Source organism: Microbacterium hydrocarbonoxydans (assembly GCF_023715885.1).
Taxonomy (GTDB): domain Bacteria; phylum Actinomycetota; class Actinomycetes; order Actinomycetales; family Microbacteriaceae; genus Microbacterium; species Microbacterium hydrocarbonoxydans_C.
Map to the genome: position 1 here is coordinate 715,539 of NZ_JAMBOY010000002.1, position 16,484 is coordinate 732,022.

A 16,484-nucleotide genomic window follows, 5' to 3' on the forward strand; every position below is an offset into this window, starting at 1 on the left:
AGCCCATCAGCCTATTCCTGAGAACCAGCTGAGCGCAAGAGAGATTCCCGATCTGCAGAAAGTGAGGCTCCCTCCCCGATCGGGGGCGGAATCAGATCGTCGCGGCCTCGCGTGCGAGAAGACGCTCCTTCACCGGCAGCCCCCAGGCGAAGCCGCCGAGCGAGCCGTCCGCGCGCAGCACGCGGTGGCAGGGCACGAACAGCGCCGGGGCGTTCCGCGCGCAGATCGATGCCGCAGCGCGCACCGCTTTCGGGTTGCCGAGACGGGCGGCGAACGACGTATACGTCAACGGCTTCCCTGCGGCGATCCCGCGCAGGGCCGCCCATCCGAGCTGCTGCAGCGCCGTTCCGCGCTGAGCGACCTCGACCGTATCGATGGCCGCCACATCGCCGGCGTAGTAGGCGCGGACGGCTGCCGCGGCATCCGTCACTGCTTCCCGCACCTCGGCGGGACGATGCGCGACAGCGAGGCGGACGAGGATCGCATCGTGATCTGCGGTCCACCCCGAGGCCAGAACGCGCTGGTGCTCGTCGGCGAGGATCGTGAACGGCCCGTCGAGGGTGTCGATGGTCTGGATGAGGGCGCTCATGAGGACTCCTTTAGAGGGGACGGGACGCTCGCACGGGGCGGGGTGTTCGTGAGAGACGGCACAGACGTGACAGACGAGAAGGTCGACAGAGAAGCCGCAGTCGGGACCGCGTCGGCGGCGCGGCTTCCGCGCGCCCGCCTCACGCGAGCCGGACGCACGGGGGCTGCGCGCCACAGGTGCGCGCTGAGGTAGCTCCGCCACGGCGCCACTCGCTCCGCCCACGCCACCAGCGGCTTCGGGTCGGCGGGCAGTCCCGCGGCCGCGGCGCCGGCGCGCAGCGCGACGTCGCCGGGAAGCACCACGTCAGGGTCGCCGAGCACCCGCATCCGCACGTAGTCGGCGGTCCACGGCCCGATGCCCGGCATCGCGAGCAGTGCCGCACGCTGCTCGGCGGCGTCGTCGCCGACCGTGAGCGTCAGCGACCCGTCGGCGAGATCCCGCGCCGCACCGACGATCGACCTGATGCGTGCGGCGGGCCCGCGGAGCACCTCGGCACCACGCTCGGCGATCTCCGACATGGTCGGGAACAGGATGCCGCCCTCGATCCGCTCGCCCAGCGCCTCGGTGAGCGCGGTCAGCGCGGTGCGGGCTGCGACCACCGTGATCTGCTGCCCCACCATCGCCCTGATCAGCATCTCGTGCGGGTCGGCCGAACCCGGTACCCGGATCCCCGGCGTGCGTGCCACGAGGGGCGCGAGTTCCTGGTGCGCGCTCAACGCCTCGTCGATCGCCAGCGGATCGGCATCCAGATCGAAGATGCGTCGTGCGGTCGCGACGAGCGGCGCGAGGTCGCCGAGTTGGGCGACGCGCGCGCGGAGGTGCAGGCGCTCATCGGCATCCCGTCGCACCTCGAACCAGGCGGGTCCGCCGCCCATTCGCAGGTGCCGGGAGAAAGAGGCCTCTCCCGCCTCCTCCACGCCGGCAACCGCGCGAGCGGCCATCCACGCGAAGATCCCCGACGAATCGAGCGGTCCGCGATACGGCAGCACCAGGTCGATGGACCCTGGCACGCCGGTGATGCTCCCGCGTCGCCGGGCGCGGAGCTCGCCCGGCGTGAGGCCGAAAACCTCGCGGATCGTGTCGTTGCACTGCCGGATGCTCGCGAAACCCGCGGAGAACGCGACCTCCGACACCGCCATGCTCGTGCCGACGAGCAGCATCCGCGCGGTGTGAGCGCGATGTGCGCGCGCCAGCGCGAGCGGTCCGGCGCCGAGCTCGGCCGTGAGCAGGCGCGTGAGGTGTCTGGTCGAGTATCCGAGGCGCGCGGCGAGACCCGAGACGCCCTCGCGCTCGACCACCCCCGTGGAGATCAGTCGCATGGCCCGCGCGGCGACGTCGCTGCGGACGTCCCACGCAGGCGACCCCGGCGCCGCTTCGGGCAGACACCGTTTGCAGGCGCGATAGCCCGCCTCGTGCGCGGCCGCGCTCGTCGGGTAGAACGTGACGTTCTCGGGCTTGGGCGTGCGCGCGGGGCAACTGGGGCGACAGTAGATGCCGGTCGTGCGCACCGCCGTGACGAACTGCCCGTCGAAGCGGGTGTCGCGCGCACTGATCGCGCGGTATCGCTCGTCGAAGTCCACCACGGGGAAGGTCATGACTCCACTCTGTCACGCGCCTCCGACATCGGCTGGCGGAAATCGGACACGGCTGTGAGGGATCACGGATGACCTGCGAACGAACGAGAGGACCCTGCGGCCAGAGCCGCGGGGTCCTCCCGATCTCAGTCGGTACAGACGATCCGTCAGTTGCCGGGACCGTAAAGATCCCAGAGGATCTGCGCGTCGCAGGTCTGCCACCACGGGTCGTCGAAGGGCGGGAACTCGAACATGAGGACTCCTTGCGTCGGATCGCCGCCGGTGAGGGGGCGGTCAGCCGCCGCACTCTGCGGCGATCACCTGCACCACGGTAGGTCTGTGCTGCCGACCGCTCAAGCATCCAGCCCGGAAGCATCTCGGTACATCGGAATGCTCTGCGTTCCCCGCCCGACTCAGTGGAAGAAGTGGCGCTCCCCGGTGAAGAACATCGTCACGCCGGCCTTGCGCGCCGCGTCGACGACCTCCTCGTCGCGGACCGATCCGCCCGGCTGCACGATCGCCGTGATGCCGGCGTCGATGAGCACCTGCGGTCCGTCGGCGAAGGGGAAGAAGGCGTCGGATGCCGCGACCGAGCCGGCAGCGCGGTCGCCCGCGCGCTCGACGGCGAGGCGACAGGAGTCCACCCGGTTGACCTGGCCCATGCCGACACCGACGGTCGCGTTGTCCTTCGCGAGCACGATGGCGTTCGACTTCACCGCACGGCAGGCCTTCCACGCGAAGATGAGGTTCTCCATCTCCTCGTCGCTCGGCCGCTCACCCGACACGAGCTCCCAGTTCTTGGCGACCGAGACGATGTCGTCGGGGAAGCGGTCGGCGTCCTGCAGCAGCAATCCGCCCGAGACGAGGCGCACGTCCATCCGCTCCTGCTGCCAGTCCTCCGGCAGCTGCAGCAGACGCAGGTTCTTCTTGGCCTTGAACACCTCGAGCGCTGCGGGCTCGAACGACGGCGCGACGATCACCTCTGTGAAGATGTCCTTGAGGTTCTCGGCCATCTTCAGGGTGACGGTGCCGTTCGCAGCGATCACACCGCCGTATGCCGAGACCGGGTCGCACTCGTGGGCGCGCAGGTGGGCGCTGGCGATCGGGTCGAGGGCGTTCGGAGCGGTCGTCGCGATGCCGCACGGGTTGGCGTGCTTGATGATCGCCACCGCCGGCTTGACCATGTCGTACGCGGCGCGCAGCGCGGCATCCGCGTCGACGTAATTGTTGTACGACATCTCCTTGCCCTGCAGCTGCGTGGCCTGGGCGATGCCGTGGCCGCCCGATCGCGTGTAGATCGCGCCGCGCTGGTGCGAGTTCTCGCCGTAGCGGAGCGTCGCGAGACGCTCGGCCTGGATCGTGAGGTGCGCGGGCAGGTCGTCGCCGTCGTTCAGCGTGCCCTCCGCGAACCACGACGCGACGGCGGTGTCGTAGGCCGCCGTGTGGGCGAAGGCGCGCGCCGCGAGCTCGCGCCGCTGGGTGAGTCCGGTGCCACCCTCCTCGATCGCGCGGATGATGCCGGGGTACGACTGCGGCGAGACCACGATCGCGACATTGGCGTGATTCTTCGCCGCAGCGCGGACCATCGCCGGACCGCCGATGTCGATCTGCTCGACGACGTCGTCGCCCTCAGCACCCGAGGCGACGGTCTCGACGAACGGATACAGGTTGACGACGACGAGTTCGAACGGCTCGATGCCGAGCTCGGCGAGCTGACGCTCGTGGTCTTCGAGGCGCAGGTCGGCGAGCACGGCGCCGTGCACCTTCGGGTGCAGGGTCTTCACGCGACCGTCGAGCATCTCGGCGACACCCGTCACCGCCGCGACATCGGTCACGTCGTAGCCGGCATCGCGGATAGCCGCGGCCGTCGAGCCGGTCGACACGATCTCGACGTCTGCATCGGCGAGCGCCTTCGCGAGCACCAGCAGGTCGGTCTTGTCGCTCACCGAGACGAGTGCACGGCGGATCCGAACGGTGTCGCGATCGCGGTACAGCGAGTGGTCGTGGCGGGGGCCGGCCATGAGGTGCTCCTTCTGCGAGATGTCGTGATGCTGCGAGGGTCGTGGGGTTCAGGACGTGAGCGACAGGTCACCCGTCGCGATGCGGCGCACCACGTCGATGAGCAGCCGCCGCTCGACGGGCTTGATGCGCTCGTGCAGGCTGTGCTCGGTGTCGCCGGCGACCACGGGCACGCGCTCCTGGGCGAGGATGGGGCCGGTGTCGACACCGTCGTCGACGACGATGACGCTCGCGCCGGTCTCGGAGACACCTGCGGCCAGAGCATCGCGCACGCCATGGGCTCCGGGGAACTCGGGCAGGTAGGCGGGGTGCGTGTTGATGAGGCGCGGCGAGTACGCGGCCACCAGGTCGTGGGGCAGCAGTCGCATGAGACCGCTCAGCACGACGAGATCGGGACTCCAGACGTCGAGCTGATTCCCCAGCTCCTCCCCCCAGGCCTCCCGGCTCTCGTGCTCGTGCCATGGCACGGTGAAGCTGGGGATTCCGAACTCCTCGGCGTGCGCGAGACCGTCGGCCTGCCGATCGGCTCCGACGACGACGACGCGTGCGGGGAAATCGGGGTCACGAGCGGCCTCGAGAAGGGCACGAAGATTCGAGCCGGTGCCCGAGATGAGAACGGCGACCGTGAGCACGCGCCCAGTCTACCCGCGGCCCCGCACCTCCCCCGACCGCGAGTCAGGCGAGCGGATCGACCGGATCGCGGCGCGGCAGACGGAAGCCCGGCGCGTCGCCGGAGGGGTCCGGATCGGTCGACGACGAGCGGTTCGCTCCCTCCCCGGACCGACCGTCGGGGTCGTCCCACGAGATGGCGGCTCCCGCGTCGGAGGAGGTGTCGGATGCCGTCATCGCGGCCATCCACCGGTCGGTGCGCTCCTCGGCGACCTCGTCGCGATGGCGGGGAGACAGCAGCAGGATCGCCGCACCCAGCATCACCTCGCCGCCCAGCGCGAGCGCGAACGGAAGGGGTGCGGGTCCGACCTCCGCGAGGCGGCCCGGCCCGATCGACCCGGAGGCGAGGACGGCGGCGACAGCCGCGACGATGGCCGTGACCACGCCCACGCCGACCGCGATGACCGCCCGAGGGGCGGCGTGGAGCGGCGTACCCTCCCACACGAGTCGCGAGCGGACGGCCCATCCGGCGAATGCGCCGGCGCCGATCGGGAGCAGCACGACGATCAGCATCCAGATCGTGGTGTGCTCGGGGAGCAGTCCGAAGACGGGGATGCCCGGCACGACCCCGAGCTGCGTTCCGGCGGGTGAGACGGCGGAGCCCACGCCCAACGAGAATCCGGGGCCGGCGATCCACGAGGTCGCCCACACGATCATGGTGGGCAGGTAGGCGAGCTGGCCGAGGGTGATCACCGTGGCGCCGAGAGCGTCGACCCGTGTCGCCTGGAAGAGAGCCACGACCTCGCCGCCTCTGACGAGCGTGAGGATCGCGAGGGAGAGTCCGGCGACCGCGGTGGTCGTCATGACGGCGAAGGCCGCTCCGCGAGCGATGGATGCCGGCACCGGACCCCAGTCGCCCCGCGAGTCGACGATGTCGTGCACGCGGTCGACGATGCCGCCGTCGCCGTCCTGCCAGGCGACCCGCACCCCGCCGACGAGGGCGCCGACGAGGTACACCGCGGCAGGCAGGGCGATGGCGAGGAGCAGAGGCGTCTCGGCGGCGGCGACGCGACCCGTGAAAGCGACCGCCGCTGCGATCACCGCGATCGCCACGGTGCCGGAGGCGACTCCCAGCGCCCACGCGCCGGACCGGGCGGCGCGCGCCCCGGAGCGCGCGGCGAACAGCAGCGTGAAAAACAGGAAGGCGAGAGGTGTCACCGACAGGGTGAAGGCCGCGGCGTCCGGGGCCACGCCGGCCGCCCGCAGGACCTCGGTGCCGATCTCGATGTCGACCGGAGCGCCGTGGCCGTACTGCCACAGGGTGCCGGCGAGCGGCCACAGAGCACCCCAGTCAGCCGTCGCGCCGAACGCCAGCGTCCACAGCAGGGTGAGCGGTGCCAGGAGGGCCGCGAGCCCGACGGCCGCCGCGATGGCGGCGTCGAAGGCGGCGAGGAGCGCGACGAGGAGGCGTTGCATGACGCTTCGAGACTACGACGAGAAGCCTGCCGTCGCCCGCGGGCGCGCGCGGGGCGGCGGACACGATATCGTCTCCTCCGGAGGTTTCCCCGATGTCAACTGCCCCGTCCCCCACCACCTCACAGACTGAACCGGCGAACGCGCTCGATCGCTTCTTCGAGATCAGTAAGCGCGGTTCCACCCTCGGCACCGAGATCCGAGGTGGCCTGGTGACGTTCGTCACGATGGCCTACATCGTGATCCTCAACCCGATCATCCTGTCCGGCTCCGCCGACGTCGACGGTATGAAGCTCGACTTCAGCGCGGTCGGCGCCGCCACCGCCCTGACCGCCGGCATCATGACGATCCTGTTCGGCGTCATCACGCGCCTGCCGTTCGGCTTCGCCGCGGGCCTCGGCATCAACGCGTTCGTCGCGTTCTCCGTCGTCGGCCAGGTCACCTGGCCCGAGGCCATGGCGCTCGTGATGATCAACGGTGTCGTGATCGTGCTGCTCGCCGTCACCGGCCTGCGCAAGATGATCTTCGACGCCGTGCCGTTCCAGCTCAAGATCGCGATCACGGTCGGTATCGGCCTGTTCATCGCCTTCATCGGCTTCGTGAACTCCGGCTTCGTCACCGCCACCGGCTCGGCGTCTCCGCCCGTGGGCCTGGGCGTCGGCGGATCCGTCGCCACCGTCCCGACGGTGCTCTTCATCGTGACCCTGATCGTCACCGGCATCCTCGTCGCACGCAAGGTCAAGGGCGGGCTGCTGATCGGTCTCGTCTCCGGCACCGTGCTCGCCGTGATCGTCGAGGCGATCTGGCATCTCGGCGCCGCCGCCGACGGCAACGCCGGCGGCTGGGGCCTCACCGTGCCCTCCCTCTTGGGTGCGCCGTTCAGCCTGCCCGACCTCAGCCTGGTCGGCGCCGTCGACTTCGGCTTCGACCTGAGCAAGGTCAGCCTCGTCGCGATCGTCATGATCGTCTTCACCCTGGTGTTCTCGAACTTCTTCGACGCCATGGGCACCATGACCGGTCTCGCCAAGGAGGCGGACCTCGCCGACCAGAAGGGCGACTTCCCCCGCATCAAGTCGGCGCTGGTCGTCGAGGGCGTCGGCGCGATCGTCGGCGGCGGCACGTCCTCGTCGTCGAGCACCGTGTTCATCGAGTCCGGCGCCGGCATCGGCGAGGGCGCGCGCACCGGGTTCGCGAACGTCGTCACCGGCGCGATGTTCCTGCTGGCGATGTTCCTCACGCCGCTCACCTCGATCGTGCCGACCGAGATCGCGGCCGCAGCGCTCGTGATCGTCGGCGCGATGATGATGGCGCAGATCAAGTACATCGATCTCACCGACTTCAGCGTGCTGCTGCCGGTCTTCCTCACGGTCACGGTGATGCCTCTCACCTACTCGATCGCGAACGGCATCGGAGCGGGCTTCGTGAGCTGGGTGCTCGTGCAGGCCCTCTCCGGCAAGGCGAAGCGCATCAGCCCGCTGCTGTGGATCGTCGCCGCCGGTTTCGTGCTGTTCTTCGCCCGCGGGCCGATCGAGGCTCTGTTCGGCGTCGCCTGACCCCGCGACGACCCCAGAGGGGCGGATGCTGCGGCATCCGCCCCTCTGTCGCTCCCGTGATGTAGTCAGCTTCTGCGGCCTCGGGCATGTTCTGCGGCCTGCTCACGGGGAGGTGGCCGCAGAAGTTCGCCGTGGTCGCAGAAGTCGGCAACTGCGACGGGCACAGCCGTCCGGGCATGAGAAAGGCCCCGGGGTGGAGCCCGGGGCCTTCTCGTACAGCTTAGCGCGTCAGAGCGCTTCGACGATCTCGCGCATCAGGGCTGCGGTCTCGGACGGCGTCTTGCCGACCTTGACGCCGGCGGCCTCGAGGGCCTCCTTCTTCGCCTGCGCGGTTCCTGCGGAGCCCGAGACGATGGCGCCGGCGTGGCCCATGGTCTTGCCCTCGGGAGCGGTGAAGCCCGCGACGTAGCCGACGACCGGCTTGGTGACGTGCGCCTTGATGTAGTCGGCCGCACGCTCCTCGGCGTCGCCGCCGATCTCGCCGATCATGACGATCGCCTTGGTCTCGGGGTCGGCCTCGAACGCGGCGAGCGCGTCGATGTGGGTGGTGCCGATGACCGGGTCGCCGCCGATGCCGATGGCGGTCGAGAAGCCCAGGTCGCGCAGCTCGAACATCATCTGGTACGTCAGGGTGCCCGACTTCGACACGAGACCGATCGGGCCCTTGCCCGTGATGTTCGCCGGCGTGATGCCGACGAGCGCCTCGCCCGGCGTGATGATGCCGGGGCAGTTCGGGCCGATGATGCGGGTCTTGTTGCCCTTGCTCTGGGCGTAGGCCCACGCCTCGGCCGAGTCGCCGACGGGGACGCCCTCGGTGATGACGACGAGCAGCGGGATCTCGGCGTCGATGGCCTCGATCATCGCGTCCTTCGTGAACGCGCCGGGAACGAAGGCGATCGACACGTCGGCGCCGGTCTCCTTCATCGCCTCGGCGACCGAGCCGAAGACGGGCAGCTCGACGGCCGCGCCGTCCTTGTCGGTGTGCGACACGGTGGTGCCGGCCTTGCGGGCGTTGACGCCGCCGACGACCTGGGTGCCGGCCTTGAGCATCAGCGCGGTGTGCTTGGTCCCCTCACCGCCGGTGATGCCCTGGACGATGACCTTGGAGTCTTTGTTGAGGTAGATCGACATTCTTCTCGTCCTTCAGTCTCAGGCGTTGGCGAGCTCGGCGGCCTTGTCGGCGCCCTCGTCCATGGTGGCGGCCAGGGTCACGAGCGGGTGCGCGTACTCGGCGAGGATCGCGCGACCCTCCTCGACGCGGTTGCCGTCGAGGCGCACGACGAGCGGCTTGGAGGCCGCGGAGCCGAGGGTCTCGAGGGCGCCCTTGATGCCGTTCGCGACGGCGTCGCAGGCGGTGATGCCGCCGAAGACGTTCACGAAGACGCTCTTGACCTGCGGGTCGCCGAGGATGACATCGAGGCCGTTGGCCATGACCTCTGCCGAGGCGCCGCCGCCGATGTCGAGGAAGTTCGCGGGCTTGACGCCGTTGTGGTTCTCGCCGGCGTAGGCGACGACGTCGAGGGTCGACATGACGAGTCCGGCGCCGTTGCCGATGATGCCGACCTCGCCGTCGAGCTTCACGTAGTTGAGGCCCGACTTCTTGGCCTTGGCCTCGAGCGGGTCGGCGGCGTCCTTGTCCTCGAGCTCCTCGTGCTCCGGGTGACGGATCTCGGAGGCGTTGTCGTCGAGCGTGACCTTGCCGTCGAGAGCGATGATGTCGCCCTCCTCGGTGCGGACCAGCGGGTTGACCTCGACGAGCGTCGCGTCCTCACCCTTGTAGACGTCGAACAGCTTCACGAAGACGTCGGAGACCTTCTCGACGAGGTCCTCGGGGAAGTTCGCCGCGCGGGCGATCTCGACGGCCTTCTCCTTGTCGATCCCCGTCAGCGGGTTGACCTCGACGCGGGCCAGGGCCTCGGGGCGCTCGACCGCGAGCTCCTCGATCTCCATGCCGCCCTCGACCGAGCAGAGGCTCAGGTACGAGCGGTTGGCACGGTCGAGCAGCACGGAGAAGTAGAACTCCTCGGCGATGCGCGCACCCTGCGCGACCATGACGCGCTTGACGACGTGGCCCTTGATGTCGAGACCGAGGATGGCCTTGGCAGCCTCGTACGCCTCGTCGGGGGTCTTGGCGACCTTGACGCCGCCCGCCTTGCCTCGGCCGCCGGTCTTCACCTGAGCCTTGACGACGACCACTCCGCCGATCTTCTCGGCTGCCGCCCTCACCTCCTCAGGGGTATCCGCGACGATGCCGGCGAGGACCGGCACTCCGTACTTCTCGAAAACGTCTCGTGCCTGGTACTCGTACAGATCCACTGTGGTTCCTTCACTGGGCTGCTGTCTGGTAATTCTCTCGATGTCGAGACATCGACCAGTCCCCCAGCCTACTACCTCGGCCTGAGCGTCCCGGAGCGGAAGAACCGCTGGCGCGAGGCCCCCGAGGTTCTAGGCTTTCGCTATGCGAGACTTCTCCGATTCCCGCGACGCCGTCGTCGCGGCAGCACTCGAGCTCTTCCAGGCCCAGGGCTTCGATCAGACCTCCGTCGAGCAGATCGCGAAGGCCGCGGGCGTGTCACGCTCGACGTTCTTCCGTCAGTTCGGCGGCAAGGAGGACGTCGTGTTCGCCGACCACGAGGTGATGCTCGGACAGCTGCGCGAATACCTCGCCGAAGGACACGACGACCCGTGGGGCGCCGTCTGCGCGGCATCCGAGTCGGTCTTCGCGCATTTCGCCCGCGACCCCGAGCTGGCTCGCCGCCGCTATCAGGTGGTGCGGCAGGTGCCGGTGCTGCGCGAGCGCGAGATCATCACCGTGTTCCGCTACGAGCGCCTGTTCGACGACTACCTGCGTACCGCGCTGCCCGGGGTGGACCCTCTGGATGCCGTCGGCTTCGCCGCGCTGGTCACCGCCGTGCACAACCACGTGCTTCGGCAGCTGCTGCGCGGCAAGAAGAAGGTGCCGCTGTCGACGCTGCAGACCGCCTTGGCCGACGTGCGGCGTCGCTACGGCGTGCCGGCGGAAGCCGAGACGGGCGCCCCAGACGACGTGGTGGTCGCCGTGTTCCCCCGGTCGATGCCGGTGGCGGAGATCACCCGCCGCCTGCGGTCGCAGCTCGACTGACCTCGCGCAGCGTCTCCGCGCGACGGGTGTCCGCGCGACGAGTGTCCGCGCGCTCATCTTCGTGAAACCGAGTACCGAGGAGTACGATACTCAGGTCCATCGAAGGAGCCCCCATGAGCACTGCAGCCTCTCCCGTCCCCGGCGAGCGCGTCGCCTCGTACGACATCACCGCCCGACAGGACAGTGACTACTACGCGGTGTTCGCCGACATCCCGGAGGCCGACCGCGCGGCATGGGACCGCGCCAAGGCCTACATCGACGAGGTCGGGCCGCAGATGGCGGATGCCTGGGACCGGGCCGAGTACCCCCTCGACGCCGCCCGCCGCATGGGCGAGATGGACCTCGTCGTGGATGGCATCGACCACCCGTCCCTCACGCACCTCTCCCCCCTCGCCGCCGGCCTCGTCAACATGGAGATCTCGCGGGGCGACGGGTCACTCGGCACCGTGCTCGCCGTGCAGGGCGGCCTCGCGCTGCGCACCCTGGCACTGTTCGGATCGCCGGCCCAGCAGGAACGGTGGCTGACGGCCTTGGCCGACGGCTCGGTCCTCGGCTCCTTCGCCCTCACCGAGCCGGACCACGGCTCCGACTCGGTGTCGCTCGAGACGGTCGCCCGCCGCGACGGTGAGGAGTGGGTCATCCGCGGAGCCAAGAAGTGGATCGGCAACGGTGCCTCCGGCGGCATCACGTTCGTCTGGGCGCGCGTCGACGACGAGTCGGCCGAGGAGCACGGCTCGGTACGGTGCTTCCTCGTCGAGCAGGAGACGCCCGGATACACGGGAACGGCGATCCGGGGCAAGGCCTCGCTGCGGGCGATCCACCAGGCGCACATCCGCCTCGACGATGTTCGCGTGCCGCTCGACGCCGTACTCCCGGGGACGAAGAGCTTCAAGGACGCGTCCACGGTCCTCTACGCGACGCGCTCCGGTGTCGCGTGGTCGGCCCTCGGACACGCGACCGCCTGCTACGAGGCCGCCCTCGCCTACGCCTCGGAGCGGGTGCAGTTCGGCAAGCCCCTGGCCGGGTTCCAGATGGTGCAGGAGCGGCTCACCCACATGCTGGAGGATCTCACCGCCATGCAGCTGTACTGCCGTCGCCTCGCCGACCTCGAGACGGCGGGCCAGCTGCGGCCCACCCAGGCGTCGCTCGCGAAGTTCCACAACACCCGCGCGGCCCGACGGGTGGCGTCGACCGCGCGCGACCTGCTCGGCGGCAACGGCATCCTGCTCGAGTACGGCGTGATGCAGCACATGGCCGACATCGAGGCGATCCACACCTACGAGGGCACCGAGAGCGTGCAGGCGCTGCTGCTCGGGCGTGACATCACCGGGAAGAGCGCGTTCGCCTGACCCCTCGCGAGGAAAGCGTGGTTAGACGGATGCGTCAGTCGCAGCCGCAGCCGCCGGCCGGCGTCTTCACCATGAAGCACGCGTCGCAGACGCCGTAGTCGCGCTCGACCGGCTTCGGCGTCGCCGCGACGCGGGGTGCCGCGGCTGCGCGTGGCGACGAGGACCGCTTGGCCTTCACCGTCGCGATCGGGCGGAACTCGCTCGGGTGGGTGACGTAGAAGTACGGCGCACGCCCCTCGCTCGCCCGCAGGCGAAGCGGCGTCGATCCGACCACGACCACCTCGTCCTCGGTGAAGCCGTTGGTGTAGGTCTTGCCGATGTGCAGGCTCGCGCCCTCGCCACGACGGATGGCCTCGATGTAGCGGCCGCGGTCGATGTAGGAGGAGATGCCGACGGCATCCATGATCGCCGTGATGAACTCGTGGTTCTCCTCGGCGACGCGGTGGGCGCGGAGTGCCTCGCGGAGCGATCGGTACGGACGGGAGGTGCCGGTGGGGGTCGGGCCCTGGACTTCGTTCATCTCCTCCAGGATCTCACGTCCGGACGTGGAAGACTGACCCCATGGTTCGTGCGACGATCATCGGATCCGGTCCGAACGGCCTGGCGGCGGGTGTCTCCCTCGCCCGTGCCGGCTACGAGGTGCGCGTGCTCGAGGCAGCGGACACGATCGGTGGCGGCGTCCGCAGCGCCGAGACCACGCTTCCCGGATTCGTGCACGACATCTGCTCGGCGGTGCACCCCGCCGCACTCTCGTCGCCCTTCTTCCAGGCGTTCGGGCTCGCGGACCGCATCGACTGGATCGTGCCGGAGATCTCCTACGCGCATCCTCTCGACGGCGGTCGCGCCGGAGTCGCCTGGCGCGACATAGAGAAGACCGCGGCAGGACTCGGTGTCGACGGCAAGGCGTGGCTCGCGCTGCTGCGTCCGCTGAGCAGGCACATCGAGGGCGTCGTCGACTTCACCGGCAACCAGATGCTGCGGATCCCTCGTGAACCGCTCACCGCGCTGCGCTTCGGCCTGCGCATGATCGACCAGGGCACGCCGTTCGCGAACCTCTCGTTCCGCACCGACGAGGCCGCCGGGCTCATCTCGGGGGTGCTCGCGCACGCTCCGGCGCGGATGCCGTCGCTCGCCGCCTCCGCCGCTGGACTGCTGCTCGCCGCAGCGGGACACGCGGGCGGCTGGATGTATCCCCGCGGCGGCGCGCAGCGCATCGCCGACGCCATGGTCGCCGACATCGAGGCGCACGGCGGCTCGGTCGAGTCGGGCGTGCACGTCACCGATCTCGGCGATCTCGACTGGGGCGACCCGGATGCCGGCGACCTGCTGCTGCTCAACACGACGCCGCGACTGCTCCTCACACACCCCGACATCCCGAACCGCTACGCCCGTGCGATCCAGGGCTACCGCTACGGCGCCGCTGCCGCCAAGGTCGACTTCGCACTCGACGGACCGATCCCCTGGACGAACCCCGACGTGGCACAGGCACCCACCGTGCATCTCGGCGGCACCAGGGCCGAGGTCGCCGCCAGCGAGAACGCCGTCGCGCGCGGCCGGGTCAGCGAGCGTCCGTACGTGCTCACGGTGCAGCCGTCGGTCTTCGACGCGACCCGAGCCCCGGAGGGCAAAGCGGTGCTATGGGCGTACATCCACGTGCCGGCGAACTCCGACCTCGATGCGACCGAGCTCATCACGCGGCAGGTCGAGCGCTTCGCCCCCGGGTTCCGCGACCGCATCCTCGCGCACCACGCGGTCCCGGCCTCGGCGCGCGAGGCCGTGAACCCCGCCGAGATCGGCGGCGACATCCTCGGCGGCGCCTTCACGATCCCGCAGGCCATCCGGCGGCCCGTGCTGAGCGTGGCCCCGTGGCGCACCCCGATGCGCGGCGTCTACCTCGCCTCGTCGTCGACCCCGCCCGGTCCCGGGGTGAACGGCATGGCCGGGTGGCACGCCGCGCGCACAGCGCTCGCTGATGCGGGTGAGCGCGCCACCCTCGCCGACCTGTTCTGACGCTTCCCGACGCCGTCCACCCCCTTCTCCGACGACGTCGAGCGGGCCAGGATGGGTGCATGCGCTACGAGATCCCCGCCCCCATGCTCGCCAAGGCGGCGGCATCCGTCCCCGATCCCACGAAGACGAGCGGCGGGTTGCTGTTCGAGCCGAAGTGGGACGGATTCCGCGGCCTGATCGCGTGGGACGGCGAGACGGTCGAGATCGGCTCCCGGGGTGCCAAGCCGCTGACCCGATACTTCCCCGAACTCGTCGAGGCGATCCCCGACCTCCTCCCCGGACCCTGCCTGCTCGACGGCGAGATCGTGGTCGCCACGGGCCATGAGGGAGCGCAGCGGCTCGACTGGGAGGCGCTGAGCCAGCGCATCCACCCGGCCGCATCCCGCGTCGCGAAGCTGGCTGCCGAGACGCCGGCGATGTTCGTCGCCTTCGACCTGCTGGCCGAAGGCGACGATGACCTGCTCCAGGCGCCCTTCCGAGAGCGCCGTGGCCGCCTCGAAGCGCTGATGACGAAGGTCGAGCACCCGCTGCACATCACCCGCACCACCACAGACCGCGACGCCGCCATCCGGTGGCTCGCCGAGTTCGAGGGTGCGGGACTCGACGGCGTCGTCGCGAAGCCGCTCGATCAGCCCTACGCTCCGGGCAAGCGCACGCTCATCAAGGTCAAGCACGCGCGTTCCGCCGATGTCGTGGCGCTCGGCTACCGCATCCACAAGTCGGGCAGCGGGGTCGGCTCGCTGCTGGTCGGGCTGTACGACGCCGACGGGCGGCTGCATCAGGTCGGTGGTGTCGCGGCGTGGAGCGACAAGCGGCGCCAGGAGCTCGTCGACGAGCTCGCTCCCCTGGTCGAGCGCGACGCGGACGGCGCCGCAGTGACGGGTGAGAGCGAGCGCTCGCGGTTCAGCGGGTCGAAGGACGTGTCGTTCGTGCGGCTTCGCCCGGAGCGGGTGCTCGAGGTGCGATACGACCAGCTCGAGGGCGACCGGTTCCGGCACACCGTGCAGTTCGAGCGCTGGCGGCCCGACCGGGACGCGCGCTCGTGCACCTACGACCAGCTCGATACCGTCGTCGGCTACGACCTCGCCGACGTGATCGGCTGACGCGCGGCATCCAGCACCGGCCCTCAGCCGCCGCTCGGCTCGCCGTTCTCGTCCCAGTTCGCGGCGACCTTCTTGCTCGGCTGCACGCGCGGCGGCTCGCCGGGCATCTTCGGGAACTCGGGAGGGAACGGCAGCTCGCCGAGCCCGTCGGCCTTGTCGCGCTCCCACCACTCGAGCAGCGTGTCGATGCGCCCAGGCGACGACTGCTTCTCGGCCCAGGGGTCGCCGATCTCGTCGAGCCGCTTCGGGATGCTGCGTACGGTGAACTGAGACGGATCCAGATCGTCGAGCTCATCCCAGTGCACGGGTGTCGACACCGTCGCCTTCGGCAGGGCGCGCGGACTGTACGCACCCGCCATCGTGCGGTCGCGATTCGCCTGGTTGAAGTCGACGAAGATCCGCTCTCCGCGCTCCTCCTTCCACCAGTTGGTGGTCACCTGTGCGGGCATCCGACGCTCCAGCTCGCGGCCGGCCGCGATCACCGCGTGCCGCACGTCGAGAAACTCGTGCGTCGGCTCGATCGGCGCGAACACGTGCAGTCCGCGGTTACCGCTGGTCTTCGCGAACGCCTCCAGACCGGCCTCGCGCAGCACCGTCCGCAGCTCGTGAGCAGCGGTCACGGCATCCGCGAAGTCCGTCCCCGGTTGCGGGTCGAGGTCGATGCGCAGCTCGATCGGATTGTCGGGATCGGTCGCCAGCGAGGCCCACGGGTGGAACACGATCGTGTTCATCTGCGCGGCCCAGACGATCGCGCTCGGTCGGTTCAGCACGATCTGCGGATGCCGCCGCCCGCTGTTGTACGTCAGCGTGACCGCGTCGACGAAGTCAGGCGTGCCCTTCGGCGGATTCTTCGAGAAGAAGCCCTCGCTGCCGATGCCGTCGCGGAACCGCTCCAACGAGACGGGCCGGTTGCCGTTGGCTGCCAGGAACGGCACGCTGGCGAGCTGGAAGTACTCGGCCAGCTCCGCCTTGGTGATGCCGACCTCGGGCCACACCACGCGGTTCGGGCTCGACAGAGCGACCTCGCGCTCTCCATCCGGATCGACGACGGTCAGGGTCACGCGTTCGGAGGCCATGGTCCGAC

Annotated in this window: 14 protein-coding genes; 5 read left to right on the top strand and 9 right to left on the bottom strand. The window is 70.0% G+C overall.

Going from position 1 to position 16,484, the window contains the following annotated elements; genetic code table 11:
• Positions 1-91: 91 nt before the first annotated feature.
• The 5 genes from M3195_RS07675 to M3195_RS07695 form a co-directional block, all read right to left on the bottom strand.
• A complete protein-coding gene (locus M3195_RS07675) occupies positions 92-589 on the bottom strand; it encodes a methylated-DNA--[protein]-cysteine S-methyltransferase (RefSeq protein ID WP_251586191.1) in 498 nt (165 codons plus the stop codon).
• Complete coding sequence (locus M3195_RS07680) at positions 586-2,184, bottom strand: Ada metal-binding domain-containing protein (protein WP_251586193.1); 1,599 nt, start codon at positions 2,182-2,184, stop codon at positions 586-588. The genes M3195_RS07675 and M3195_RS07680 overlap by 4 nt, the downstream gene beginning before the upstream one ends.
• A gap of 392 nt (positions 2,185-2,576) precedes the next feature.
• Positions 2,577-4,184 carry a bifunctional phosphoribosylaminoimidazolecarboxamide formyltransferase/IMP cyclohydrolase gene (purH, locus tag M3195_RS07685; protein WP_251586196.1) on the bottom strand — a complete coding sequence of 536 codons (1,608 nt, stop codon included), beginning with the start codon at positions 4,182-4,184 and terminating at the stop codon, positions 2,577-2,579.
• Between the two features lie 48 nt (positions 4,185-4,232).
• Positions 4,233-4,814: a phosphoribosylglycinamide formyltransferase gene (gene purN, locus M3195_RS07690; RefSeq protein ID WP_251586198.1), complete on the bottom strand. Its 582-nt coding sequence runs from the start codon at positions 4,812-4,814 to the stop codon at positions 4,233-4,235.
• 43 nt (positions 4,815-4,857) lie between these two features.
• On the bottom strand, positions 4,858-6,267 hold the full coding sequence (locus M3195_RS07695) for a cell division protein PerM (RefSeq protein ID WP_251586200.1): 1,410 nt from the start codon (positions 6,265-6,267) through the stop codon (positions 4,858-4,860).
• A gap of 92 nt (positions 6,268-6,359) precedes the next feature.
• Here M3195_RS07695 and M3195_RS07700 point away from each other — a divergent pair, with 92 nt between their 5' ends.
• Positions 6,360-7,817, top strand: coding sequence for an NCS2 family permease (locus M3195_RS07700; protein ID WP_251586201.1), 1,458 nt, complete (start codon positions 6,360-6,362; stop codon positions 7,815-7,817).
• 228 nt (positions 7,818-8,045) lie between these two features.
• On the opposite strand, the gene sucD is transcribed toward M3195_RS07700, so the two are convergent.
• Entirely contained in the window at positions 8,046-8,948 is a 903-nt protein-coding gene (gene sucD, locus M3195_RS07705) for a succinate--CoA ligase subunit alpha (RefSeq protein WP_251586202.1), read from the bottom strand.
• 18 nt (positions 8,949-8,966) lie between these two features.
• Positions 8,967-10,133: an ADP-forming succinate--CoA ligase subunit beta gene (gene sucC / locus M3195_RS07710; protein ID WP_096714262.1), complete on the bottom strand. Its 1,167-nt coding sequence runs from the start codon at positions 10,131-10,133 to the stop codon at positions 8,967-8,969.
• 142 nt (positions 10,134-10,275) lie between these two features.
• Between sucC and M3195_RS07715 the strand changes: the two genes are divergently transcribed.
• Both M3195_RS07715 and M3195_RS07720 read left to right on the top strand, forming a co-directional pair.
• Positions 10,276-10,938, top strand: coding sequence for a TetR/AcrR family transcriptional regulator (locus tag M3195_RS07715; protein ID WP_251586204.1), 663 nt, complete (start codon positions 10,276-10,278; stop codon positions 10,936-10,938).
• Between the two features lie 113 nt (positions 10,939-11,051).
• Positions 11,052-12,287: an acyl-CoA dehydrogenase family protein gene (locus M3195_RS07720; protein ID WP_251586206.1), complete on the top strand. Its 1,236-nt coding sequence runs from the start codon at positions 11,052-11,054 to the stop codon at positions 12,285-12,287.
• 34 nt (positions 12,288-12,321) lie between these two features.
• Here the strand turns inward: M3195_RS07720 and M3195_RS07725 are convergent, their stop codons facing one another.
• Entirely contained in the window at positions 12,322-12,807 is a 486-nt protein-coding gene (locus M3195_RS07725) for a hypothetical protein (protein ID WP_251586208.1), read from the bottom strand.
• 41 nt (positions 12,808-12,848) lie between these two features.
• Between M3195_RS07725 and M3195_RS07730 the strand changes: the two genes are divergently transcribed.
• The gene (locus M3195_RS07730) at positions 12,849-14,297 is read left to right on the top strand and encodes a phytoene desaturase family protein (protein WP_251586210.1); all 1,449 of its coding nucleotides are present in this window, start codon (positions 12,849-12,851) and stop codon (positions 14,295-14,297) included.
• A 59-nt stretch (positions 14,298-14,356) separates the two neighbouring features.
• The gene (locus tag M3195_RS07735) at positions 14,357-15,400 is read left to right on the top strand and encodes an ATP-dependent DNA ligase (RefSeq protein WP_251586212.1); all 1,044 of its coding nucleotides are present in this window, start codon (positions 14,357-14,359) and stop codon (positions 15,398-15,400) included.
• Between the two features lie 23 nt (positions 15,401-15,423).
• On the opposite strand, the gene ligD is transcribed toward M3195_RS07735, so the two are convergent.
• A complete protein-coding gene (ligD, locus tag M3195_RS07740; protein ID WP_251586215.1) occupies positions 15,424-16,476 on the bottom strand; it encodes a non-homologous end-joining DNA ligase in 1,053 nt (350 codons plus the stop codon).
• Positions 16,477-16,484: the final 8 nt, after the last annotated feature.

Bases quoted from the DNA above. Each gene is read 5' to 3' on its own strand.
- M3195_RS07725 (WP_251586208.1), bottom strand. From the start codon at position 12,807: ATGAACGAAGTCCAGGGCCCGACCCCCACCGGCACCTCCCGTCCGTAC.
- M3195_RS07720 (WP_251586206.1), top strand. From the start codon at position 11,052: ATGAGCACTGCAGCCTCTCCCGTCCCCGGCGAGCGCGTCGCCTCGTAC.
- M3195_RS07715 (WP_251586204.1), top strand. From the start codon at position 10,276: ATGCGAGACTTCTCCGATTCCCGCGACGCCGTCGTCGCGGCAGCACTC.
- M3195_RS07695 (WP_251586200.1), bottom strand. From the start codon at position 6,267: ATGCAACGCCTCCTCGTCGCGCTCCTCGCCGCCTTCGACGCCGCCATC.
- M3195_RS07680 (WP_251586193.1), bottom strand. From the start codon at position 2,184: ATGACCTTCCCCGTGGTGGACTTCGACGAGCGATACCGCGCGATCAGT.
- M3195_RS07730 (WP_251586210.1), top strand. From the start codon at position 12,849: ATGGTTCGTGCGACGATCATCGGATCCGGTCCGAACGGCCTGGCGGCG.
- M3195_RS07700 (WP_251586201.1), top strand. From the start codon at position 6,360: ATGTCAACTGCCCCGTCCCCCACCACCTCACAGACTGAACCGGCGAAC.
- M3195_RS07735 (WP_251586212.1), top strand. From the start codon at position 14,357: ATGCGCTACGAGATCCCCGCCCCCATGCTCGCCAAGGCGGCGGCATCC.
- M3195_RS07675 (WP_251586191.1), bottom strand. From the start codon at position 589: ATGAGCGCCCTCATCCAGACCATCGACACCCTCGACGGGCCGTTCACG.
- ligD (WP_251586215.1), bottom strand. From the start codon at position 16,476: ATGGCCTCCGAACGCGTGACCCTGACCGTCGTCGATCCGGATGGAGAG.
- purH (WP_251586196.1), bottom strand. From the start codon at position 4,184: ATGGCCGGCCCCCGCCACGACCACTCGCTGTACCGCGATCGCGACACC.
- sucD (WP_251586202.1), bottom strand. From the start codon at position 8,948: ATGTCGATCTACCTCAACAAAGACTCCAAGGTCATCGTCCAGGGCATC.